Source organism: Rhodococcus sp. WWJCD1 (assembly GCF_002258735.1).
In the GTDB taxonomy this organism is placed as follows: domain Bacteria; phylum Actinomycetota; class Actinomycetes; order Mycobacteriales; family Mycobacteriaceae; genus Rhodococcoides.
In genome coordinates, this window is record NZ_NOXY01000009.1 from 62,532 (window position 1) to 85,930 (window position 23,399).

The 23,399-nt window shown below is 58.9% G+C and carries 19 protein-coding genes; 1 reads left to right on the top strand and 18 read right to left on the bottom strand.

The window, feature by feature from the left end:
• Positions 1 to 24: 24 nt before the first annotated feature.
• The 18 genes from CH286_RS05515 to CH286_RS05600 all read right to left on the bottom strand — a co-directional run bounded on the left by CH286_RS05515 (position 25) and on the right by CH286_RS05600 (position 21,859).
• Entirely contained in the window at positions 25 to 1,545 is a 1,521-nt protein-coding gene (locus tag CH286_RS05515) for an oligosaccharide flippase family protein (protein WP_141215804.1), read from the bottom strand.
• Positions 1,542 to 2,537: a glycosyltransferase family 4 protein gene (locus tag CH286_RS28410; protein WP_094608615.1), complete on the bottom strand. Its 996-nt coding sequence runs from the start codon at positions 2,535 to 2,537 to the stop codon at positions 1,542 to 1,544. The genes CH286_RS05515 and CH286_RS28410 overlap by 4 nt, the downstream gene beginning before the upstream one ends.
• On the bottom strand, positions 2,534 to 4,102 hold the full coding sequence (locus CH286_RS05525; RefSeq protein WP_176458154.1) for an O-antigen ligase family protein: 1,569 nt from the start codon (positions 4,100 to 4,102) through the stop codon (positions 2,534 to 2,536). Before CH286_RS05525 ends, CH286_RS28410 begins: the two co-directional genes overlap by 4 nt.
• On the bottom strand, positions 4,099 to 5,190 hold the full coding sequence (locus CH286_RS28415; RefSeq protein WP_094608617.1) for a glycosyltransferase family 4 protein: 1,092 nt from the start codon (positions 5,188 to 5,190) through the stop codon (positions 4,099 to 4,101). The genes CH286_RS05525 and CH286_RS28415 overlap by 4 nt, the downstream gene beginning before the upstream one ends.
• Positions 5,187 to 5,879, bottom strand: coding sequence for a WecB/TagA/CpsF family glycosyltransferase (locus tag CH286_RS05535; protein ID WP_176458156.1), 693 nt, complete (start codon positions 5,877 to 5,879; stop codon positions 5,187 to 5,189). The genes CH286_RS28415 and CH286_RS05535 overlap by 4 nt, the downstream gene beginning before the upstream one ends.
• A gap of 107 nt (positions 5,880 to 5,986) precedes the next feature.
• Positions 5,987 to 7,108: a glycosyltransferase gene (locus tag CH286_RS05540; protein WP_094608619.1), complete on the bottom strand. Its 1,122-nt coding sequence runs from the start codon at positions 7,106 to 7,108 to the stop codon at positions 5,987 to 5,989.
• Positions 7,098 to 8,243 carry a polysaccharide pyruvyl transferase family protein gene (locus CH286_RS05545; protein ID WP_141215805.1) on the bottom strand — a complete coding sequence of 382 codons (1,146 nt, stop codon included), beginning with the start codon at positions 8,241 to 8,243 and terminating at the stop codon, positions 7,098 to 7,100. The genes CH286_RS05540 and CH286_RS05545 overlap by 11 nt, the downstream gene beginning before the upstream one ends.
• A 5-nt stretch (positions 8,244 to 8,248) precedes the next feature.
• Complete coding sequence (locus tag CH286_RS05550; protein WP_094608621.1) at positions 8,249 to 9,760, bottom strand: sugar transferase; 1,512 nt, start codon at positions 9,758 to 9,760, stop codon at positions 8,249 to 8,251.
• Positions 9,761 to 10,255: 495 nt separating this feature from the next.
• Positions 10,256 to 11,575, bottom strand: a complete 1,320-nt coding sequence (locus CH286_RS05555; RefSeq protein WP_094608622.1) for a UDP-glucose dehydrogenase family protein — start codon at positions 11,573 to 11,575, stop codon at positions 10,256 to 10,258.
• 158 nt (positions 11,576 to 11,733) lie between these two features.
• On the bottom strand, positions 11,734 to 12,033 hold the full coding sequence (locus CH286_RS05560) for a hypothetical protein (protein WP_141215806.1): 300 nt from the start codon (positions 12,031 to 12,033) through the stop codon (positions 11,734 to 11,736).
• Positions 12,034 to 12,096: 63 nt separating this feature from the next.
• Entirely contained in the window at positions 12,097 to 13,542 is a 1,446-nt protein-coding gene (locus tag CH286_RS05565) for a sugar transferase (protein WP_094608726.1), read from the bottom strand.
• Between the two features lie 330 nt (positions 13,543 to 13,872).
• Complete coding sequence (locus tag CH286_RS05570; RefSeq protein WP_094608623.1) at positions 13,873 to 14,706, bottom strand: sialate O-acetylesterase; 834 nt, start codon at positions 14,704 to 14,706, stop codon at positions 13,873 to 13,875.
• Between the two features lie 11 nt (positions 14,707 to 14,717).
• Entirely contained in the window at positions 14,718 to 15,938 is a 1,221-nt protein-coding gene (locus tag CH286_RS05575; RefSeq protein ID WP_094608624.1) for a lipase family protein, read from the bottom strand.
• 4 nt (positions 15,939 to 15,942) lie between these two features.
• Positions 15,943 to 17,214, bottom strand: a complete 1,272-nt coding sequence (locus CH286_RS05580) for an acyltransferase family protein (RefSeq protein WP_094608625.1) — start codon at positions 17,212 to 17,214, stop codon at positions 15,943 to 15,945.
• Between the two features lie 16 nt (positions 17,215 to 17,230).
• Complete coding sequence (locus CH286_RS05585) at positions 17,231 to 18,478, bottom strand: lipase family protein (protein WP_255182582.1); 1,248 nt, start codon at positions 18,476 to 18,478, stop codon at positions 17,231 to 17,233.
• Positions 18,475 to 19,152, bottom strand: coding sequence for a YveK family protein (locus CH286_RS05590; RefSeq protein WP_094608626.1), 678 nt, complete (start codon positions 19,150 to 19,152; stop codon positions 18,475 to 18,477). Before CH286_RS05590 ends, CH286_RS05585 begins: the two co-directional genes overlap by 4 nt.
• On the bottom strand, positions 19,149 to 20,393 hold the full coding sequence (locus tag CH286_RS05595) for an alpha/beta hydrolase family protein (RefSeq protein WP_032405371.1): 1,245 nt from the start codon (positions 20,391 to 20,393) through the stop codon (positions 19,149 to 19,151). The genes CH286_RS05590 and CH286_RS05595 overlap by 4 nt, the downstream gene beginning before the upstream one ends.
• Positions 20,394 to 20,398: 5 nt before the next feature.
• A complete protein-coding gene (locus CH286_RS05600) occupies positions 20,399 to 21,859 on the bottom strand; it encodes a polysaccharide biosynthesis tyrosine autokinase (protein WP_080737410.1) in 1,461 nt (486 codons plus the stop codon).
• A 110-nt stretch (positions 21,860 to 21,969) separates the two neighbouring features.
• Between CH286_RS05600 and CH286_RS05605 the strand changes: the two genes are divergently transcribed.
• On the top strand, positions 21,970 to 23,391 hold the full coding sequence (locus tag CH286_RS05605; RefSeq protein ID WP_037147145.1) for a hypothetical protein: 1,422 nt from the start codon (positions 21,970 to 21,972) through the stop codon (positions 23,389 to 23,391).
• Positions 23,392 to 23,399: the final 8 nt, after the last annotated feature.

The following is a 23,399-nucleotide window of genomic DNA, read 5'->3' on the forward strand; positions in this document are numbered from 1 at the left end:
TCCTTCTATAAACAGCAGAAATAATTACGCGGCAAGTTTCAGAGAATCACGAACAGATAGCAACCATTCCGATCTTCTCATGGCACCTAAAGCCGCCGCGACCGCCAGGACGAAGCCAACTCCAGAGGACAGGCGCCACAAATCAACATGAATCAGAAGCGAGATCGAGCAAAACAGAGCCGCCCCCAACAGTCCAACCATGCTCAAAATAAATAACGGAATCAAGCATGCGACCAACCACCTCTTGAACCCAATTTCTAAAAGACGTAGAAATCGCCGAACGTACAAAACCTCAAGAAAAACTATCGGCAACACATTGCCGAGCGATATTCCGACAATACCGAATTTTTCACCAAGCACAACGCACAGCAAGATCGTTGAGATCAACCAAACCAACTGCAAAGAAAGGTAAGCCCCCGGCTTGGCTACCGCGTTCAAGGCACTGATAGACCCAATATGAAGGCTGTTAACGAACATACCGATCATCATTAACATCAGACTCATGTCCAACGCCGCAATCGGCACATCCATACCGAGCCATAGTCGAAGAATATCCCTCGAAGAGAGCAGGATAGCAACACTTCCAAGTCCGCCAACTACAGATGAAATAGAAATTACCGCGAGAGAGAATCTGCGATCACTATCTTCTGACAGACTGTGAAGCCGAGCCAATGCCGGCATGAACGGTTCGACTACCCAGGTGATCGCCTGCCTCACCGCGAGGTAGAGCCTCAGTACGGCACTGTAGTAGGCCGCTACCGCCGGTGAAACTATAACTCCAGCTATAATCACTCCCGCCTGTATGATTGCGGTGCCTACCGCGCCTACAGCGAAGACTCGAAAACTGAAGGATAGCAGAAACTTTATTTGACTATAAGAAATAAACCTTCTCCCAAAATCAAACATATTCAAGCGCAGTACGTAGAACGCCGCTAAAAAAACCGGGACAATCAGAGCAACGGTTTCCACTAAAGCCAGAATCAAGATCTGCGGGAAAAAGAGGCAAGTTACCACAGTACCAACCACTCGAATAATCAGACCGACAATTTGAAATCGTTTCTCAATTGACCAAAATCCTAAACCTTGCATTAATGCCGAGAAGCACCTGAGGCCCAGAAGCGACACTATGACCGTCGAGAAAGCACACATAGCGACAAACACTTCGCGACCCACGTGTGCATCCCCAGCGACTGAGCCAATTCCCAAATAGAACGATAGTCCAGCTATGGGAGCCACGGTTACCCCCACAATTGACATCCAGGCCAGACTTGAGCACGACACTTTAGACAGACTGTCTCGATCGCCTTTCGATCGAGCTATAGCCGCATAGCGGATTACAGCACTACCCATACCCAGATCCGACTGATAAAGATATGTAGTCATCGTCGTGAGGATAATCCAGATTCCGTACTCAGATACACCAACGCGGCTAAAGGCAAGCGGCAACATCAAGAGACCAGCGAGAAGGGAAAGCACACCTAAAGACGCACTCGAGGTGACTGCACCTAAAACCGTTCGCCGCTTCGCTACCGCTTCTGAACTCACCGCGTACGCCCATTCGTACGCTGATAGACCCCGACAAGACGGTTCCCCACTTCAGACCAGGAAAGCGGCGACGGAATTGTGCGAAATTCCGTGCTTATCGCTTCAGTCTTTAATGATTTAACCGCAGAGTAGAAATCGATATTCGTCGTGAACGTCAGAACTCCGTCTCCGTAGCGGCTGCGCAAATATTGAGTTGAACCACTTTCCCGTATCAGCACGGGGGTACTCAACGCCAAGCTATCAAGCACAACCAGGCTTTCTCCTTCGGACTGACTGTACGACACAGTGGCACACGCCGTTTCCTGAAGTAGCCACAGTTTGCTTTGACTAACTTTGCCAAGCCAATTGACGTTTAGCTTAGAACGCAGCAATCGCTCGAATACCTTCGCCTCAATACCCGTTAGACCGAGCGGCCCGACAAGCACTAAATCAGGAAAATCCGCAGGCCAATCCCGAATGAGTGAGAGCTGGTCTTTTCTAGAATTGATCGTCCCAGCGCAAATGAAAAATGGACGACCCGACCTATCCGCCTCCGTTGGCTTGGCTTCGGAGCCATTCGGCACTACAGATACTGTCCCACTAGGAACGCCGTACCAGCGCATTAGCTGCTCGCGCTCGCCTTCATGTAGCGCTACGACGTGATCAGCCGCGAGAACTACACCCCGCCTCATTCCGCTGGTTGTCGTGGGACCTACTCGAATTCTCGACAAATACCGCTCAAGCTTTGCTTGCCTCAACGAGTCAAAAACCAGGATGGGTGACACGACTAGCGAGCACCTGTTGATGGACCAATTCCTCAAGTAGTTCCAGTTGGCAGGATCTGCCCCAAACATATGGATAAGATCAAACGGCTCACTATTAGTGTCGGATGATCCTGCAACGACGACATCTACCCCTTGCGATCGAAGAGCGTCGGCAGTTTTACCTATTTGAACCTCTAGGCCGCCGCCACCCATAATTGATGGGACGCCGCCCACTAGTCCGACCTTCATCGAGACTCCTCAACTTGAGATCGACTGAATCCTTGACCTCTGCCGTAGGTTAGACCTCTCTGATCACGGCTGGAGTCAGCAGTTGAACGTAGTGAGTATCCCACGACGCCGACCACGATCCCGACCAGCAACGAATTCGCATTCTCGATCATTGTTGGCGACGTGATCATTTGAGTTGCCAAAGCAGCTAGTACTGCCAGTCCCACAAGCGCTACAAATGAAAGATTATGCAAACGACTGGCTCTAAAAACTGCCCTAATACCCATTGCACAAGCGAGTACAACACCAATCGACCCAATGATCCCTGTTTTTATTAAAATCCAAAGATAACCATTGTGGATGTATGTTAAGCCGCGTACACCTTCAAATATTTCACCTCTTGCGAACGTTCGATATCGAGCGCCAAACCCACTTCCCAAAAGCCAATTGTTGCTAAAGTACTCTAAAGCCAAACCGCTTTCGCGTACCCTCCACAGGGCGCTGGTGTCAACCTGCACATTCTCTACGAGAAGACCATCCAATACCTTTCCTCGAAAAGCAGAAAACGGCCGAAGGAGATTCTCGCCGTATTGCGTACTCACAGCGTCCACAAGTTGGTAGCTGAGCAAGAAGAATAGTGCAAGGATAGTTGCGCCGGTTGCCATCCGAACAAAGTTTCTCATCCGCGACTGCGGAACTGCGGCTGTCAGAACTACAATGAGAAGAAGCACAAGAAAGTGGCCGCGGGTATATGACACCAAGCCCACAAATATTCCGGAACCAACGACTCCCCACCACATAATCGGTTGCTTGATTGGCGTGTAGCTCCAGACTAGTCGCAATGACAGGAGGCATCCAGCAATCACAACACACGTCAACCCCGAATCTGGAGTGACGCGTGCGGTGTCGTAAATAATACTTTTGCTAGTGGTGTAAACAGCGGCATTGGAAGTGCGAATGTTAAAGGCTGACACTCCAAGAAACGCGATCGATGCAACTACCGCTGCAGTCCAAATAGTAATGAACGTTGACAACCAGACCAACAATCGGATTGCCTTAGTACGATTCAAGCTTATCAATTGGTAAGTAATAACAGTGCCGGCCAACAGCCTGAGCGGCCCCCGAACGTCCGCAAACGCTGCGCCGGGCGTGGCTCCATTAACGATGCCAACGAGCACAAAGAGTACCGCCATTAGTCCGGATACATAAATACAGCCTTTTAGCTTCGAGCTCGTGGAATGAAGCATGCAGACGAAAACAATGCCGAGCATGCTTATTAGATCCGCAAAGTATAGCGACCCGCCGGCGAAGTAGATCGCGGTCGGAACCACCGAGGGCAGCGGGGCCAGCAAGAGAAGAACTAATGCAGATGCAATGACTCCCAACGCAGTATACGAATCGGACGTTGCCAAGATAATAATCACTGCCAAACCAAACACAGCCGGAAGCACCATGGTCGATACCGTCGCTGCTGCACCTAGTCCGACCGACATTGTTAGCACGATGAGAATGGCGGGAAGCAGGGTTTTCTCTTGAGTCCACCTTTCAGCACGATCTGTGCCTTTTGCAGATCGAATGACAGTCACGATAGCTTCCATGCCTCTTCGGGAGCGTTGATCTGTTGATCAGAATTCTTATAGATGGACGTGAAGTTACGCTTCATCGTGGCCACCATGATCTTTGAGTCAAACTTTTCCCTCACAACTCCCGCTGCCGCTCTACCAATTCCCTCCGCCGAAACTGGATCATTGAATATGTCGACTACATTCGCAGCAAACTCCTCACTGTTCCCGCTGTTGGCAAGAAATCCGTCGACGCCGTGATTAATGTACTGGTCAGCGCCCAGCGTCGCTGTCGCCACCACTGGACGACCGACCGACATCGCTTCAAGGGCGACAGTCATACCAGAAAAGTGTGTATTCGGCCTAGTTGGTATGAGTATTACATGACTCTCCGCAATCAATGCCCGCACATCGCGGTGACTAAGTCGGTTCAAACGAACCACACCTGGCGGCAATACCGTCCCCGAGGGACATTGGATACTTGCCGTAGCACTTGGAATCTGTTTCAAAACAGACGCTAGGCTTTCGATTAACGTTTTACTATCTCGGTCACGGTCCGAACCAAGAGACAGAATCCTCAGCGGGCCGTCTGGATAAGGACTCTCACGATAGAATGACGTATCAATTCCGAACGGCAAGCTCTTCACATTCGCTGATCCTCCAAGCCATTGCTGCACCAGCGGAATTTGCGCATCAACCAAACACCATATCAACGACATCCGTCTCAAAGTGTTTCGAACTACTAGGTTTCTCGGATCAAGTGGCTTTCGCAACTGCTCGTCGATACACCAAATCGCACCAGACGCACAGACTTCAATACCTGGGTTTTGGTCCAGCATATATACAGCTCGTAATTCGTCCCATGTGAAGTGAAGTGGACTGGTCGGTATGTGCTGGCTAGGTGGCCTCGGAACTATGGATCGTCCGAAGGACCGTAATCGTCCGACATGTCCTAGTTCGCTCAATTCATTAGATTTCACTCGAAATTCGGCCCCGTCGTTCAACGAGTTGAGGCCGTATAGCCAGCGATCGGGTACTTCTCCCGCAGAATGCCGGGCTTCCCACTGTGAAGTTCCGTGGCCAGGCGGTGTGTGGAGTACGAGCGGGATCATTTCCGCTGCTCTTTTCTGGCCGCGGACTGGTTGTCGAACTCCGTGGGAGTAGTGCCAGAACTGCTCGCAACGATGAGTCGCAACCACAAAGGAAGGAGGTAGGTCACTAATGTGCCACCACACTCGACCACGTATCGTCGGAATAGATGTTTAGGGTCTTGCGCCGCACGAAAGAGCCATTCGAGACCGAACCTCGCGATCGCGTCCGGAGCTCTGCGCTTATTTCCGACAACCATGTCGATTGCTCCTCCAACGGCGACAACACAAGCTCTGTCATCCCGCGCAGCGATTTCCGAAGCCAGTACATCTCCCCAAGGCGGAGAGACCGCAACGAGCAACAAATCTGTTTGATAGGCGGCGATTCGCGCGGACAGGTTGTCCAGTTGCCAATCGTTTCTGTGTCCGTGCTCCCTAAAAACCAGTTCAGCCCCTTGCTTGGCAAGAAGCAACGCAAACGCGTCACCCGCGGACTCCGTCGCACCGAGTAATCCTATCCTCAGGCCTCTCGTTTCCACGCTGCGCACCAGATGCTCCACGAAATCAGCACCCGTGACTCTTTGAGCCTGCATCCCCGCAAGCTTCATCGTGAGGACTACCGGCCATCCATCTGCTGTTACTTGATCTGCGGCAAAGAATGCGGACCTAAACTCCGCATTCTTTCGCAACAGCGCGACATGATGCAGATTCACTGTCTGGATTCGTCCAACCCTACGCCCGGTTGCCAGTTCGAGGAATTCCTGGTCAGTTTTGACACACTTGAGACGAAATTGTTCAACGAGCTGGTCAGGTCTCATCTTCAATGGCCGCCGATCATATGAAGAGTGTCCGAGATATATACAGAAGGACCGGTTCTGGATTCAGACTGATGCCCGCGCGTGTCGTTATCGAGATTACTGTCATCACTATAGAATCGGACAATATTTTGGACAATATCAGCTATGGTGTCTGCTCCGATAAAACCTGCAGAGAGCCCTGCATCTTCCGCCATTATCCCCGTCGATATGACCGTTACACCGCGTTCCACTGCTTCCAGCATTTTTATGCTTATGCCAGTGGTCTGCGAGGTTCGAGGAACAACAACTAAGTCGATCTGAGAGTAGAATTCGTCCAGATCGTCAATCTGACCGAGCACGCGCACACCCTCGCTTCCTTCCCACATCTCGCTGCCGCGGCCCGCGATGACGAGTGTAGGCGCGTTGACTGGCATCTGCTCTCGAACCTCCGGCATTACCGTTTGGACAAGATTTGTAACCGCGTCCTTATTAGGCGGCCAGGATGCTTTGCCTATGAATCCAATTGCCGACATTCCCGATTTCATTTTTGAACAAGAGGAGACCTTTAATTTAAGATGGCTCACCTGGATTCCCCAACCGCGTATCCGCTCAGCATCTGTAGCGGAAATTGCAAGTACCTTAGCGCAAGTTTGAAGTAGCTGCTTTTCGCGGCTCAGCATTCTCTCGGCATTTTTTATTGCTCGCAGAGGTACCGGGTCGTAGAGCTCCGACAACACACTGTCGACATTGTGCGCAATGTGAACGACATTTTCAAGTGAGCTATCAACTGCCATGAGCAGGGCCGGCCACTGACTGGTTACAATTATATCGGGCTTGAAGGAATCGATCGCGTCTAGTAGTCGATCTTTCCGTGAGTCCCAGGCCGACGACCATTTAAATTTTGCTTCTTGATAACATTGACTTTTGGCCAGCATCTGCCATGCGGTCCTAAGCAGCGGGTTGAATCTCCCTCTTACTTCGAGTGGCACCGGTGACTCGTCGGCAGCATTTACAACGGGGAATACGATCACTTGGAAGCTTTCTTGCAATTCTTCCAGTACTTTACCGTCCACCCAGGCAGCGCCACCAAGGTCGTGCCGATGCTGCTCGTATGTCGTCAGGTAAAGAATCTTTTTAACCTTCATCTAGACCACCGTCATTTCGGAGCCTAATATTCGCGGTAATTGACTCAATCGAGGCAGTATTATCGGCAAAATGCGCGGTTGAAAAATTGTTTGTGTAATCGTCAAAAATAGATCGTATTTTTCCGTAGTTGTTGTCTAGGACTACGTGTTCTCGCCCCAAAAGTCCACACAGTACATGGACATGGAGTCGGTCTGTGACGATTATTTCGGCGGAGTTCACCATCGACACACCCGAAGCGAGATTCAAACGTCGCATGGCGTTATATCCAGCAAGAAGCAGAGGATAGGCGACGCGGCTTGTGTGCCTGTTCTGCAACCGGCGAGCCACAGTACCGGGAATTCTAGCGAGCTTCCAATGAACAAGTGCTGGGCCGGTAAGCCCCCAATCCGTTTTTGGTGCGTCCATGAAAGAGAGGTCGGCTGCTTTTTCGTGATCGGTGCGGGCAATTACCAGGCATTGAAGTTCAGGTCTATTATTGATAGGCCGACTGAAACTCTCGATGCCCAACGCCATATCTGGACAGTAGACGACCTGTACGTCGGGCATACCATGTCTGACGGTTTCGAGAGATACTCGATCTCTAACCATCAATACGAAATCAGGATGCTCCCCAAAGATCCTATTCGCCCGATCTAGACCCGTTTTGTTGCTGAACCTGACAGTCTGCGGAAGCTGGATGATTTTACGATGGGGAAACTTGGCGACGATGTCCTCGCGGAAGCGTTGGAACTCACTCCACACGTCTCCGAAGTTTCCACCTCCATGAAGCAACACCGCCGCATCATCTGCGAGCGTCTCCAGCATGTTCGGGTCGAATCGAGCTTGATCGGCTTCGTAGTGTACTTTCTTCCCGATACTGCGAAGATATTGCTCTTCGCCTTCCCAAATCATTGTATCGCCGACATTCATGTGAGTCGGAACGTCGAGAAGCGCGACATTACGTGACGGTATGTGGTGTGTAAGAATTGAGCGCGTCTCAGCACGAATCTTGGCCAGCCAGTCTCGATCGGCAACTTTGTCGTTGACTACTCTCAAAATTCTCCCGATTCGCAAGATTTCGCGGTGTATTTTTTCCGCTGCTTTTTCTCGACCCACCTTCAGCCTCGACTCGTGGTCGATTACCGACGTGTCCACGGCGCTTAATATGCCCCATCGCTTCCAACTACTGCATTAATAGTTTTGGCAATAATCAGCAGATCGCCCACCATCGACCAGTTCTCGACATACGAAAGGTCAAGCCGGACGGTTTCTTCCCACGACAGGTCGGATCTCCCGCTGACCTGCCACAGACCAGTAACTCCGGGCTTGACCAGTAGTCGCCGACGAACTTCACCGTTGTAGGTCTCGACCTCCCGGCGCAGAGGTGGCCTGGGCCCCACCACACTCATCTCGCGCTTGAGAACGTTGATGAACTGCGGAAGCTCGTCAAGACTGAAGCGCCGTAGAACCTTGCCCACGGGTGTCACGCGCGGATCTTCACGCATCTTGAACAAGACCCCGCCGGCACCCTCGTTCTGATCCAAGAGATGCGCAACTTGCTTGTCGGCGTCGGCGGTCATGCTGCGGAACTTGATCATCGAGAAGGGAGTTCCGTCGATGCCCATTCGCTCGGACTTGTAGAACACCGGTCCGCGACTGGTCGTCTTCACTGCGATGGCCACTGCGAGCAGGATCGGCGAGATCAGCACCAGCACCAGAGCTGCGAACGTGAGGTCGAAGGCCGTCTTGCTGAACCGCGTCGCGCCGTTGTACTGAGGCTTCTCGACGTGGATCAGCGGAAAGCCGGCCACGGGACGCATCACCAGGCGCGGACCGGCAACATCGACCACACCCGGTGCGACCACCAAGTCGACGTCCTTCTTCTCCAGGTCCCAGATCATCTTGCGAATGCCTTTGTGCCCGAGGTGCTCCGTAGCGGTCACCGCAACAGTGTCGGCACCGCACTCTTCGATCGCAGCGAGCACGTCATGCTCGTCGCCCAGGACCGGGATTTCGGATCCTCCGACACTGACCACTCCGTCACGCGGAGCCTCGTAGCCAGGCATGCAGATTGCGACCACAGCGTAACCCGCGGAGGGAGACTTCTCGAAGGACTCCGCCATGGATACGGCCGCAGATCGGCTTCCCACGATCAGAACCGAGGTCTTGTATTCGCCCTTGCCTCGCGATCGAGCAACCACCTTGCGCCATATCCATCGGCTCAGCAGCAGCGCAAGCAGGCCGGCAGGCAGAGCGATAGCTAGATAAAGCCGGGCGATATCGATGCGGAACAGGAGCGACACGATCGCGATGACACCGAACAGGCGGAAGGTGGCCGACACGATGCGTCGGTATTCCTCCGCTCCGTTCCCGATGACCCGCGGTGATCGCGTGCGGAAGATGGCAAGAAAAGCGATCCAGACTCCGGCGATGACGACCGACAGACCCGTGTACGTCATCATGGAGAGCAGGCCGGTGGATTCGACACCGCCGAAGCGCACGACCTGAGCCAGTCCGACTGACAGTGCGACGACGACGACATCGGTCAACCGGAGCCGCCGGACGTATTCGTCCTCCCACACGTGGCGGGAGGTGAGCCTTCTGACCGTCACCGCGTCCGGTCGACGCGGCGATCCCCATAGAGAGCGCTGTGCAGCCCCGACAGATGCCACGTGCTCCCCTCCTCTGCACTTCCGCGCCCACCGGAGGTGAACGCGCGAGCTCGGTTCGAACCAATCCGAAAAGCGACTGGTGTCGAATTGAAATAGTCCCACGCCGCTATCCAACGCACCATGCGAGCGGCGTAGATCACAAACAAATAACAGCAGGTAATCGGTCTACCACACCATCGCTGACTAGGCGATACGTGTGACAGGGAACCCACCGGTTGTAACCGCGCCAGGGCCGAAAAACGTTACAGATGAACACAATCGACACGGCAATGTGAGGCTTCACAGGTTGCAGCGCCGTTTATCGTGAGATCGAAAGCCGCACTCCCGCCAATAGCACGCCGAACAAACCATTGCACCGCCCCACCAGGGGCGAAACAAGGATTTTGCCGATATCGGCGTTCGCAAGAAGTCGAACAGCCGAAGAGATGCACCTAAAGGAATGAGCGGGATAATTCATTCCAACGAATGAATTATCGCTCGGATGGTCTGTCGTATTCAGGGACGGCCGAGCCCGCGGTAGTTCCACCCCGCCGCCCGCCACTGCTCCGGGTCCAGGCAGTTGCGGCCATCGATGAGGGTCTTGCTGCGCACTGCGTCCTGCAGGTCCTTCGGAGTGAGCGCCTTGAACTCTTTCCATTCCGTCAGCACCAACACCACGTCAGCGCCCTCGCAGGCTTCGAGCGCGGAGTTGCTGTAGGTCAGAGTGGGGAACAGTGCTCGCGAGTTCTCCATCGCCTTGGGGTCGTACACGTTGACCGCAGCACCCTGCAGCTGGATCTGCCCGGCCACGTTCAGAGCCGGCGAATCACGCACGTCGTCGGAGTCGGGCTTGAAGGCCGCACCGAGCACGGCGACCCGAGCACCGAGCAGAGACCCGCAGGCCTCGCGCGCCAGCTCGACCATGCGGGTACGGCGTCGCATGTTGATGTTGTCGACCTCGCGCAGGAACGTCAGAGCTTGGTCGGCACCGAGTTCGCCCGCCCTGGCCATGAATGCCCGAATGTCCTTGGGCAGACAGCCACCGCCGAAGCCGATGCCGGCATTGAGGAACTTGCGGCCGATGCGCTCGTCGTGGCCAATGGCGTCGGCGAGCACGGTGACATCTGCACCCGCCGCCTCACACACCTCGGCGATGGCGTTGATGAACGAGATCTTGGTGGCCAGGAACGCGTTGGCCGATGCCTTGACCAGCTCAGCGGTCGCCAGATCGGTGACCAGGAACGGGATCTTCTCGTCGAGCAGCTGCGCGTAGACCTCGCGGGCGAGTGTCTCGGCGCGGCCCGGGCGGGCACGGTCGACACCCAGAACCAGGCGATCGGGGTGAAGGGTGTCTTTCACGGCGTAACCCTCGCGGAGGAACTCCGGGTTCCAGGCGACCTCGACGTTGTCCCCAGCGGGTGCGAGTTCGCGGGCGATGCGGCCGAGCCGCTCGGCTGTGCCCACCGGCACGGTCGACTTACCGAAGATGACCGCAGGCTTCGTCAGCAGTGGTGCCAGCGTCTCGATGACCGAGTCGACGAACTTCATGTCGGCCGCGAACTCCCCCTTCTTTTGAGGGGTACCGACTCCGAGGAAGTGCACCTCCGCGAAGTCTGCGGCTTCCTGGTACGACGCGGTGAAACGCAAGCGGCCGGCCGCGATGTTGCGCTGCAGCACCTCCTCGAGACCTGGCTCCCAGAACGGGACCTCACCGGCTTCGAGCTTGGCGAGTTTGGCCGGATCCACATCGACACCGAGCACCTCGTGGCCGAGTTCGGCCATGCATGCGGCGTGAGTGGCACCGAGGTAGCCGGTACCGAAGACTGTGATGCGCATACTCCGGCAATCTCCTTGGTTTCGACCGCAACCGCGACGGAGCCGCAGTATCGGTACGACACTGAGTGCTCAAGGCAAACGACCGGATAAGCCGGGCTGAACTACGCATGAGCATCAGGGAGTTACCCCTCGAGCAGACGGTTAAACAGAGAGGAAGTTCAGCGGCGAACGGGGAACTGCGGGTTCTCGGGCTCCTCGACGGCCTCGGCGCAGCGGTGGATGAAATCGCTCAGCTCGGTGCGAACCTCGGGGGCAAGCAGATCCAACGGGGCCTCGGTGCCGTGATACTCGGCGAATGCCGATGTGTAAGCGTCCACGCTGTCGGAGATCACCGCGTGCAGCGACGTCGACCGATTCAGATGCACCCGTGCGATCCGGTCTACTCGATCGGACAAGAAATCATGAAAAGAACTCTGCGCCATGGTAATACCGGATCCGTTCTCCGAAATAGTCGACATCACACCATCATACGAACAAAACCGACCGCCTGCACGGTGAGTGGGCCGAGAAAGAGACCGACGTCAGTACGCGCCTTCGCTCTTGAACACGGCCACCGCGGTCTTGGCGATGATGAGCAGATCCCCCGTCATCGACCAGTTCTCGACGTACGAGAGATCGAGACGCACGCTCTCCTCCCACGACAGATCGGATCGACCACTCACCTGCCACAACCCGGTGATACCCGGCTTGACGAGAAGCCGGCGTCGCACCTCGCCGTCGTAGGTTTCCACTTCACTGCGCAGTGGCGGCCGCGGACCCACCACACTCATCTCGCGCTTGAGCACGTTGACGAACTGCGGTAGCTCGTCCAGGCTGAACTTGCGCATCACCTTGCCGACGCGGGTGACCCGTGGATCGTCACGCATCTTGAACAACACGCCGCCCGCGCCCTCGTTGAGAGCGGCCAACTCCTGCACACGCCTGTCTGCGTCCTGCACCATGCTCCGGAACTTGATCATCTGGAAAGGCTTGCCGTCGATGCCCATTCGCTCGGACTTGTAGAAAATCGAACCCTTACTGGTGAGCTTGATGATCACCGCGAGCGCAATGAGGATCGGCGAGATCAGCAGCAGCACCGATGCGGCGAACACGAAGTCGAAGGCCGTCTTGCTGAAGCGTTTCGCGCCGTTGTACTGCGGCTTCTCCACATGGATCAGCGGGAAGTTCGCCACCGGTCGCATCACCAGCCGCGGGCCGGCCACGTCCACCACTCCCGGCGAGACGACAAGATCCACCTTCTTCTTCTCCAAGTCCCACACCATCTTTCGCAGGCCTCGATGGCCGATGTGCTCGGTGGCCGTCACCGCAACGGTGTCGGCTCCGGAGGTCTCGATGGCCTCGACCACACTGTGCTCGTCTCCCAACACGGGGATCTCGACGCCGTCGATGGTGAATGACGTGTCGTTGCCGGGCTCGTAGTTGGGGAGGCAGATTCCGACCACGCTGTAGCCCGCTTCGGGGGAACGCTCGAACGAAGCAGCCATCGACAGCGCCGAACTACGGCTGCCGACGATGAGCACCGACGTCTGATAACCGCCGCCGGCGCGCTTGCGGGCGACCGCCTTGCGCCAAATCCACCGACTCAGCAACAGGCCGATCATGCCGACGGGTAGCGCGATGGCGAGATACAGACGAGCGATGTCGAACCGGAAGAGCAGCGACAGAATGGCAATGGTGCCGAATAAGCGGAACGTGGCCGAGACGATGCGTCCGTATTCCTCCGACCCGTTGCCGATCACCCGCGGGGAACGAGTGCGGAAGATGGCGAGGAACGTCAACCACAAAACTGCAAGTACCGCCGAGACTCCGAAATAGCTCACGATGGCCCACGGCTGACCGAAGTCGATATCGCCGAAACGGATGATCTGAGCAACCGTCACGGCACCGAGAACAACAAGAGTATCGGTCACCCGCAGACCCTCGGTGTAGTGCGCTTCCCACTCGCGACGTGACGTCACCTTCCGCATCCTCCTCGCGTCGCGCCGCGAAACTACCGGATTCTGCGTATTCAGATCGCTGACCGACACTGATTCCCCCTCGGTACGTGTGCCTTGTCGAACTTCCGTGATCGACACAGCACCGTGCCTCCCAGTCCTATTATCTGCCTTCATCGTGATGAACGTGACTCGTGATAACGATATGTTGATCGACGCGAAGCCGCAGGTCGTTACATGTTTCGAGTGCATTAACCAGAGGCGTCCACTGTGTTTCTGGCACTGCCGAATTCCCTGATCCGCTCCCCTCCCGGGGACCAGTGAGCAACAGATTCTCGCTCGATGTCAAGCATTGTCGGTCGATTACACGACGCGCGGCTCCATTCCTGCGAAGGCCGTCCACATTCGGTGGCCCAGTTCCCGTTGCCCCGCACCGCTGTAGTGGATCTTCTCGGTCTCGCTGTTGTAGAGCCCCTTCGGGCCCGGCACGTACGCAACGTTTGTCCTTCGACGCGGCGTATCGGCATGCACCGCGTCGATGACGGCGTAGTTGGGCTCCCCCGCTTCGATTTCGTCCGGCACCATCTGACCCAGAACGAATGGGGCATCACCGAATTCTTCACGCAAGGCATCGATGAGACTGTCGAGTTTCTCGGCGTACACCGGCCCGGTCAGCAACGGTACGTCGCTCTCGCCCTGATGCCACAGCACCGCGGCGAGCTCGTTGCCGGGCTTGGTGGCCAGACCGGTTCGGATGCGCTGCACAGCAGCCCAGAACAAATTGACGCGGGCCCCGGTATCGGCCGGATCCCACGAAATGCCGTGGATACGCGCAAACCCCGAGTCACCCCGCGCGTAGGGAACGAGCAACACCGGCTTACCCGTCGTATCGGCGAGGTGCGCTGCAAACGTGGGAGCGAATCCGACTGCCTTGGAGGGGACCTCGTGAAACAGCGGATTGCTGCCCGCCACGATGGTGTTCTTCGACCGACCCGACGCCGCCCACTGATGCACCCGGGGATGCGGAGCGTCGAGACCGGATCGATCCAACCCACGGCCCCCGCCATGTGCGTTCGATTGCCCCAACACTGCGACCACCAGGTACGGCTCGTCGAACTCCTCCACCGGAATGCCTCGTCCAAGACGCCTCTTGACGACATCCTTCGCACGCACCTTCAGGTCTTCACGAAATCCCATTTCAATCCCCCTCATCGACTGCAATCGTTCTGCGCCGGTGTCCCGGCGAATCGATCACCTATCCACTGATTGACGGCGTCGCCGTTCACGTCCCCGTGCCCCCGCCCGGCCTGTCGATCGATGGTGATGACGTCTCCGAACGCACAAGCCTGCTCGAGTGCCGCATCGGTCCACGCCGCGTCGATGAAGGTGTCGGCGTCGCCGTAGGCCACCAGCATCGGTGCCGACGCCGGCCCCGTGGGCACGGCCATCGCCGTCAGCGCCGCGCGCAGTGCTGCGGCAGCCTCGTCGGACTTGGGCGCAAAGTCTTTGTCGCCAAGCCGTTTCACCGCATCGTCGCGGGCACCGGCCCTGTCCGGAGTACACCCGGTGAGGGCATCCCAGTCCTGCGCGGCGTTTCCGCTGCGATAGTTGTCGACATTCAGGGCAGGATCACGTCGCGACAACGACTCGAGTACCCATTGCAGCAGCGGACCCTGATCGACGGTGAGTGTCCCCGCGATGGCCTTGTCCACCAACCCGACCATGTTCGCACCCGGTGCCAGCGCCACCGAACCGACCAGATCCAACTCGGGGGCGTAGGAACCCGCGAGTTCGTTCGCGGCCCACGCAGCGCCACCACCCTGCGAGCCACCGAACGCAGCCCACCGAGTACCAGCGTCGGGAAAGACTGTGCGCAAAGCCCGCACGGCATCGATGACGTCGTATCCGGCCGCGATGTTGTCCAGGTAAGCGTGACTGCCGGCGTGTCCCAGGCCCTCGTAGTCGGTGATGGCCACGGCGAATCCCGCTGTGGTGTAGCCCTGTACGAGCGCCGAAGCACCGAGCAGCGAACTGGATTCCGACGGTGCACAGTCCTGCTCGATGCCCGTCGTGCCATGGGCGTAGGAGATGATCGGCCAACCGCCCTCGGGGGCATCACCGGACGGGGTGAAGACCGTGCCCGATACTTCTCGTTCCCCCGCTCCCGGCTGTACCGAGCGATACACCACCTTCGCTGCGTTCACTCCCGAAAGCCGCACCTGGATCGGCAGATTGGGCATGGTCTCGGCACTGACTATCGACCCGCTGCCTGTCCCAGGGTCCGCGATCACCATCGGCTCGGGATCCGAACCTCGCACCGCCGCCGCGACGCCGCGCTGCACCTCCGCACCGATAGGCACGACGGCGGTGCATCCTGCCAGGACGGGCAGCAGCAGCAATGCTGTGAGCGCTCGATGTGTTCGACGCATGAAACTATTTGCTGGCCTTGAACCTACGGGCGTAGGTCAACGCCGGCTTCTCGATGAAACGGTAGGTCAACGTTCCGAACGCGATGCTCACCGCGCTGACCAGAACGAAGTTGCGAAGCATGCCCAGCGGGCTGTCGCCGGCCATCCAACCGAAGCGACCCACCATGATCAGGATGGGAAAGTGCCACAGGTACACGCTGAGCGAGATCGTTCCCACATAGCTCAGCGGTGCCCAATCGGCACGTTCGGCGAGCGAGGACTTCTCCCCTCGGGCCAATGGAACGATGATGAACAGGATGAGCAGGGCCGAGCCGAGGGCGACGGTGGAACTCTGCCAGCGAGAGTTGTCGTCGATCAGCTTCAGTGAGATCGCGGCGGTGGGGATCATCGCGATTCCCGTCCACCACCGCATCTTGGTTGCGATGGCACCCTTCATGATTCCGTTGTCTATCGCGACGAACACCACGGCTGCGAGCATCCCGTACGTGAAATTGTCGGCCAACGACCAGAAGCTGCGGCTGAGCACCGCGACCTCGTTGGGTCCCCAATCCAACAACTTCGGATCGGTGATGCCCGACGGCCCCACGAGCGAGGCGGTGTACAGCTTTCCGGTCACCCCGATGACGAACATGATCACCACCGGAATCATCGCCAGCAGCGGGGCCGAGATGGACGTTCGCTTGCGCAGATAGAACGCGATGCCCGTCAGCAGCGGAAGCGCGAGATAGAACGCGAACTCCAACGACAGTGACCACGACGGGTTGATCCCGGTTTGGAGCATGCTCGGAATGTAGGAGTGCACCAGAGTCAGATTGGCCAGCAGCGTCAGCGGATCGGTGAGCACTCCCAGTCCGTTGTCGGTGAAGTGCCGTTCGGCGACGGCCGCGTTCTCCACGAACACCGCGCGCATGACGAAGTTCGCGAACAGGAAGATGAACAGGTACGCGGGGAACACGCGCAGCAGGCGGTGCATCGCGTAGCTGACATTGTTCGGCATCGGTTTGCCCGCAAACAACTTTCGCACCATCGGCAGGAAGATGAGGAAACCCGACAGGGCGAAGAAGAAGATCAGACCCTGGCCGAGCAGCCCGAGCTTGTACGTGAGCACGGTCTGCGGCGAGTAGTGACCACCGACGTGCACGGCGAGCACACACAGACACGCGAAGCCACGCGGCCCGTCGAGGCCGAGAATACGAGCGGGCCGCTTGGACTCGCTGCTCACCGGAGACGCAGGCTCAGTTGCTGCGGCCGCGGTGCTGTCTGGAGTTGCTGTCATGGCTGCCTTCTGAAGGTCACGGAGCCGGAGCCGTTGGGGCCGAGGCTGGGCAGAAGCTGATGGCCTCGGTGCCGGCGAACCGGTCCGCCAGCCATCCGAACGCAGCAGCACCGTCGATGTCTGCGTGACCGGAATTCGGTTGAAGCACATACTGAATACTGTCGCCGTTGCCGCAGCCGGCGGCGATCGCCGCATCCGTCCACGGTTGTGAGATCAGCGTGTCCTTGCCGCCGTAGATCACCAACATCGGAGCCGACGCAGGCGACTTGGGCAGGCTCATCTCCCTCAGATAGCCCTCGAGCGTCGCGGTTGCCTCCGGAGTTGCCGGGCGCAGATCGTCGTCGCTGATCTGAGCGGCCAAGGACGTGCGGTCGGCAGCGAGGACGCCGCCACAGGCCGACAGCTCGTCCCACTTCTCGGCCACGATGCCCCTGCGGTAGTCGTCGAGATTCAGCTCGGGATGAGCCTGAGCCAAGCCCACCAGAACCCACTGCAGCAGCGGCTTCTGATCCTCGGTGAGCGTGCCGCTCGCCGCCGCCGCGGCCAACCCGGTGATGTCTGCTGCAGGTACCAGGCTGACCGATCCGACCATGTCGAGACCTGCGCCGTAACTCTTCGCCAATTCGTTTGCAGCCCAGGATGCTTGACCACCCTGAGAACCACCGAACGAAGCCCATCGGGTCGAGGTGTTCGGCACCAACTTGCGGGCGGCACGTACCGAATCGATCAGGTTGTTCCCGACGGTACGTGCATCGAGATACGGGTGGTAGGTGCCGTCGAGACCGAGCCCCTGGTAGTCCGAGACCGCAACCACGTGTCCGGAGCGCACCAGCGCCGCAACGATCTGGGAACTGCCGAGCAGCTCCGGGTCGGTCGACGGGCCGCAATCCTCGAGCACCCCCGTGGTGCCGTGGCCGTAGGCGATGATCGGCCAACCACCCTCCGGCGCTGTGCCTTCCGGAGCGAAGACGGTGCCCGATACCCGCTGCTCGGATCCGTCCACTCCGGACGTGGAGGTGTACACCACTCGCGCGGCGATGGAAGAGATTCCGCTCAGCCGGCGATCGACGGTGAGCAACTCCTCCGCACTTTCCAGAGAGCCCGGGCCGTCGTTGCCGTAATCGGCGGGCAGCGTGGCCCCGACCGCCACGGATTGCGGATCCACCACCGCGTCGTCCGAAGAACACCCCGCCGATATCAAGACCAGCGCCAAGGCGCCGGCCGTTGCCGCTCTGCGCAGCATCGTTGTTCCTGTGTAGTTCATCGCTTCTCCCCCATGACTTGCCCCAGCAATTGTTCGACCTGGTCGCGATGGTCGATCGAATCTCGCGAAATCCCCCTCGCGAGCACAAGCACACTGGCGAGAACGATGCCCATGACGCCGCCCAGCATCGCGTTGCTCGTGCGTTTCGGGCTGGTTGCCGAGCTCGGAGTGGTGGCTGCGTCTACCAGAGTAAGTTGAGACACCGGCCCGTCGGCCCCCAGATCGATCTCCGCGGCCAGCTTGACCAGTTGGACCGCAACGGAATTGGCGATATCACGGGCGCGGTCGGCGTCGGCGTTCACCACCGAGATCTCGATCAGCGCAGAGCCGGGACTCGGCGCCGCCGTGATGTCCTTCTTCAGCTCGGCAGGTTCGATCGGTAGATCCTCGGACGCGATGACGCGTCGGAGCACCTGCTCGCCGGTGGCAAGCTGAACATACGACTCGACGCGAACCAGAGATCCACGGTTCCCGTCCAACGAATTCTTGGGCGACGGTGGACCGGGCGCAGTGACGAACACTCGTGAGGCCGCTGTGTAGGACGGTTCCACGAACGATGTCGCCAACCACGCGACGCCCGCAGACAGTACGGCCGCAGCCACGATCAAGACCCAGCCGGACAACAGAACACGGCCGTAGTCCTTGAGGGTCGGCACACCGGCGGGCGCGATCATCGCTTCTGCTCACACGTGTTGACGGGTCGTTGGCCGGCGAACATGCCCTTGACCCACGGCAACGACCGACTGCTGTCCAGGTTGCCGTGGCCTTCACCCTGGTGCAGCTCGTATTCGACGACGTCTCCGGAGTCGCACGCGCGCTGCAACGCCTTCTCGGTCCACGGTTCGAGGATCAGATCGTCCTCGCTGCCGTACATGACCAGCAATGGTGTGGTCGAACGTTGTTGCGGCAGGGCCATGGCCGAGAGGTAGCCGCGCAGACGATCCGTCGCCTCCTGGCTCACCGGCTTCAAATCCGAGGGCTCGAGCTGTGTCTGCAACTCGGGAACGTCCAACGAGCCCGGCGGTACGCACTCGAGCAGATCGTTCCATCGCTCCCGCGCGAAGCCGGACCGGTAGTCGTCGAGATTCATATCGGGATGCGAGATCGCCAGCGTATCCAACGCATACATCAGCAAGGGATACTGCGCTCGGGTGAGCGTCTCGTTCGCTGCCGCGTCGGCCAGACCGGCCATATCCGACACCGGCACCATCGCGGCCGTACCGACCAGCTCCAGTCCGCCGCCGTATTCGGCGTTGCGGTCGCTTGCGGCCCACGCCGCCATCCCGCCGAGCGAGACTCCGTATGCCGACCACCGAGAGCTCAGCGTGGGCATGAAGTTCCTGGCCGCGCGCACGGCATCGATCATGTTGTAGCCGAACGTCTTCGAGTCGAGGTAGGGATGATAGGACCCCTCGAGCCCCAGGCCCTGATAGTCGGTCATCGCCACCGCGAATCCGTTCAGAGCGAGAGCGGCCACGATAGGAGCGTTACCGAGCAGGTTCGCGTACAGCGAGGGGCCGCAGGCGTTCAGCACTCCCGTGGTTCCGTGTCCGAACGACACGATCGGCCAGCCACCCTCGGGCGGCGTGCCGGCCGGCACGATGACGGTTCCCGAGACCTCCGTCGGTTGACCGGTGACGCCCGAGGTCGACCGATACACCACCCGGGTAGCGGAAGCACCGAGCTCGGTGATGTCGACGGCGATGTCGTCTATCGGTTCGGCCGAGATCAGCGAACCCGGAGCCGTACCACCGAAATTCGACGGAGGAGGCGGCTCCGACGCCGTCGCGGACGCTGTGACCGGAGCCGTCGGCGCGCCGGGAGGGATGACCACGGGTGCCTCCTGCGAACAGGAGACCAGCACCGCCGCGACGGTCAGCACCACGCCGACCTTGGCCGCGAACCTACCTGCCATCGAAGCTATCCTCTGCTCGCCGAGGAGCTCGCAGTGTCGCTCGTCGCCGGCGTGGGCCGGGGTGCTGCGGACTGGACCGGTGCCGACGGAGCCGGCGTGGAAGGTTCTGCAGCAGAGTGCTTTACCGAGGATTCACCGGACGACGAGGAGTTTCCACCGAGAAGGCGTCGGCCGGAGGGCTCGAATGTGGTCACGACGCCCAGCACGGTGCCGCTGACACCGTCGAGCACCTTGATCGCACGTCGCAGCTTCTCCCGTGTCGTTCGGCCGGTGCGCGCGAGAACCAGTGCGCCGTCAGCCAATGCAGTGAGAATCGCACCGTCGGTGACCTCGAGCAGAGGCGGGGTGTCGACAATGACGTAGCGGTAGTCGCCGCGCAGTTCCTCGAGTACCTCGTGGGCACGGTCCGATCCGAGCAGCTCGCTCGGATTGGGCGGCACCGGGCCCGAGGGCAGTACCGACACACCGTCGAACACATCGTGCACAACGGCGTCCTCGATGCCGTGCTCACCGGAGAGCACCGTCGACAGTCCGCTGTGCTGATCGATGCCCAGGCGAGTTCCCAGGGCTGCGCTGCGAAGATCGCCGCCGACGAGCAGGACCCGGTGCCCTGCTTCGGCAAGAATTGCCGCCAGATCGATGGCGGTGCTGGTGCGGCCTTCGGCTGCGGACGGGCTCGTGACGGTGATGATGCGCGGCGGCGAGCCACCGCCGAGGAAGCGAATGTTGGTGCGCAGCGCGCGCAGTGGCTCGCCCATCTTGATCATCGACGCCACTGCTGCCTTCGGCCGCGTTGCATCGACCGGCAGTCCGCCGAGAACGGTGCGGCCCGAGATCTCCTCCGCGCGCGACCGATCCCGAACAGAACGGTCCAGCAATCCGCGAAGCAACGCGAGTGCAAGACCGACGACGAGACCGATGGCAGCACCGAGTCCGAGGACGGTGGTCAACCCCATGCCTATCGGTGCGGCCGGAACATCGCCCTGATCGACGATGGTGGCACCGGCGGCCGGGCTACCACCGCGCTGGGAGGTTTCGAGTTCCTGCACCAACTGGGTCAGCTGACCGGCGACCGCGTTGGTCAAGACCTGAGCGACCGCAGGGTCGGCGTCGGTGGCGCAGAGATCGAGCAACACCGTCTTGTCGATCGGAGTGGCGGTGACGCGTGAACGCAGCTCGTCCGGAGACATGTCCAACTGCAACTGGTTTATCGCCCGCTGGGCAACCTGTGTGCTGGTTGCCAATCCGGCATAGGAGGTGACGCGTTCCTGCGAGAACAGGTTGTTCTGGTAGGCCTCGCCGACCGAGCTGCCACCTTCGGTGGTGACGAACAGTCGGGCGCACGCCTGGTACTGCGGCGTCGTGAAGAGCGTGTAGGCCCAACCTCCGACGATGCCGACGACCATCGCGAGCGCGACGATCCACCATCCCGCGCGAAGAATGCGCCCGTACTCTCGAATCTCCACGAGTGCTCCAATCGAATGACGTCGGTCAAGGGGAAAGAATAAAGCGCAGCGAACGATTCGGCACGGCGTACATGTTGCGAGCGGGTGAAAGCGTGACAACATCAGTGCTTATGAGCATCACGCAACGAGTCGGTGCGGCGGCCATCGTGGTCGTCCCCGTTTTCGTTACATTCGCAATGATTCTCGGCGGAACTCCAGCGAAACTGGGCGCGTTCGCCCTCGTCGTGCTGACTGTGGGAGCGTACATCGGCCTACGTCATCCGCTGTATCTGACTCGCGCTCTTGCTTTTTCACTCGGCGCATTGCCGTTCGGATATGTTCCCGGTGTTCACGCCCCGTTAATTTTCGCTTTGGGAATCGCGGTCATCCTCGCCACTGTGATCCACCGCACAGCGGTGAGCCGCATCACATGGCCGGAAATGCCGATGATCGCACTGCTCGTTCTCTCCGCATTGTCGTTGTTCGCAACCAGTGGCGCACTCGTCGACTACGTGGAATTCGGCCAATGGGTCGTTTCCACCTTGGTCGTCGTCTGCCTGTTGCGCATGCAGCGGGACGAGCTGGCTCTATTCGGCAGAATCTATGTCTACGCCGCCTCGGCCGCAGCCGCTTTCGCCGTGCTGATCTTCGTCGCAGATCCGGCCGGGAAACTCATTCGCTACCTGTCGATCTTCGGCTACGGCAGCGAAGAAGAAAGCACTCGTTTCGTCTACAGCCCCACCGGAGCCACCACTGTTCGCCTGGCCGGGACGTACATCGACCCCAACGCGGCCGGCATCGGATTCGTCCTGGCCCTGATGCTGTGCGTGCTGCTTCTGCGCGGCTACCTGCGCACAATGCTTGCCGCACTGCTGTTCCTGTCGATCGTCATGACGCTCTCTCGCGCAGCGCTGTTCTCCGTGGTGTTCGGCGTACTGCTGATGTTGGCGTTCCAGCAACTGCGCACCCGCGAGCGGCTCGCCATCGTCGGCTCCTTCGCGGCAGCATTCGTCGGCGCTCTCGCCGTACCGAGTGTGCGCAATCGCGTCTTCTCGTCGTTCGGTAGCGGGGACGCCGGCTCGAGTGCACGCGGCGACGCTCTGGTGGAGTTCCCCGGCCACATGCAGGGCCACTGGATGTTCGGACTGGGCTGGGGCCGTGCCGAATTCAAAGACCCCACGGTCGCTTTCGAGGTGAACTACGTTGCCAACACCCCGCTGCTGACCATCTACCGCGGAGGGTTGGTGGCCGGTATCGCCTTCGTCGCGATACTCGTCGTCATCGCAGTGGTCGGATACAAACTGCTGCGCGCCCGGCAGTGGGAGTACGGGTTCTACGGCGGCGGAATGATCGGCTTTGCCGTCGTCGCGCTGCAACTCGACTTCCCCGTTGTCACGATCCCAGCGACCACGATGGCGTTTTCGGTGATGTACGCATTTCTCGTCTACGCATGGGAAAAGTCGTCGGAAACCGATCCACTTGCCGACAATGCCCACGCTCTCGAAACGAAAAGCTTGGTTTCACCGAGAGAAGCTCGACCAGCAGTTTCATAACGATCGAG

Excerpts from the sequence above, each read along its gene's own strand:
- CH286_RS05575 (WP_094608624.1), bottom strand. The coding sequence starts at position 15,938 with ATGCGTCGAACACATCGAGCGCTCACAGCATTGCTGCTGCTGCCCGTC.
- CH286_RS05585 (WP_255182582.1), bottom strand. The coding sequence starts at position 18,478 with ATGAACTACACAGGAACAACGATGCTGCGCAGAGCGGCAACGGCCGGC.
- CH286_RS28410 (WP_094608615.1), bottom strand. The coding sequence starts at position 2,537 with ATGAAGGTCGGACTAGTGGGCGGCGTCCCATCAATTATGGGTGGCGGC.
- CH286_RS05540 (WP_094608619.1), bottom strand. The coding sequence starts at position 7,108 with ATGAAGGTTAAAAAGATTCTTTACCTGACGACATACGAGCAGCATCGG.
- CH286_RS05580 (WP_094608625.1), bottom strand. The coding sequence starts at position 17,214 with ATGACAGCAACTCCAGACAGCACCGCGGCCGCAGCAACTGAGCCTGCG.
- CH286_RS05565 (WP_094608726.1), bottom strand. The coding sequence starts at position 13,542 with ATGCGGAAGGTGACGTCACGTCGCGAGTGGGAAGCGCACTACACCGAG.
- CH286_RS05560 (WP_141215806.1), bottom strand. The coding sequence starts at position 12,033 with ATGTCGACTATTTCGGAGAACGGATCCGGTATTACCATGGCGCAGAGT.
- CH286_RS05590 (WP_094608626.1), bottom strand. The coding sequence starts at position 19,152 with ATGATCGCGCCCGCCGGTGTGCCGACCCTCAAGGACTACGGCCGTGTT.
- CH286_RS05595 (WP_032405371.1), bottom strand. The coding sequence starts at position 20,393 with ATGGCAGGTAGGTTCGCGGCCAAGGTCGGCGTGGTGCTGACCGTCGCG.
- CH286_RS05605 (WP_037147145.1), top strand. The coding sequence starts at position 21,970 with ATGAGCATCACGCAACGAGTCGGTGCGGCGGCCATCGTGGTCGTCCCC.
- CH286_RS05570 (WP_094608623.1), bottom strand. The coding sequence starts at position 14,706 with ATGGGATTTCGTGAAGACCTGAAGGTGCGTGCGAAGGATGTCGTCAAG.
- CH286_RS05555 (WP_094608622.1), bottom strand. The coding sequence starts at position 11,575 with ATGCGCATCACAGTCTTCGGTACCGGCTACCTCGGTGCCACTCACGCC.
- CH286_RS28415 (WP_094608617.1), bottom strand. The coding sequence starts at position 5,190 with ATGATCCCGCTCGTACTCCACACACCGCCTGGCCACGGAACTTCACAG.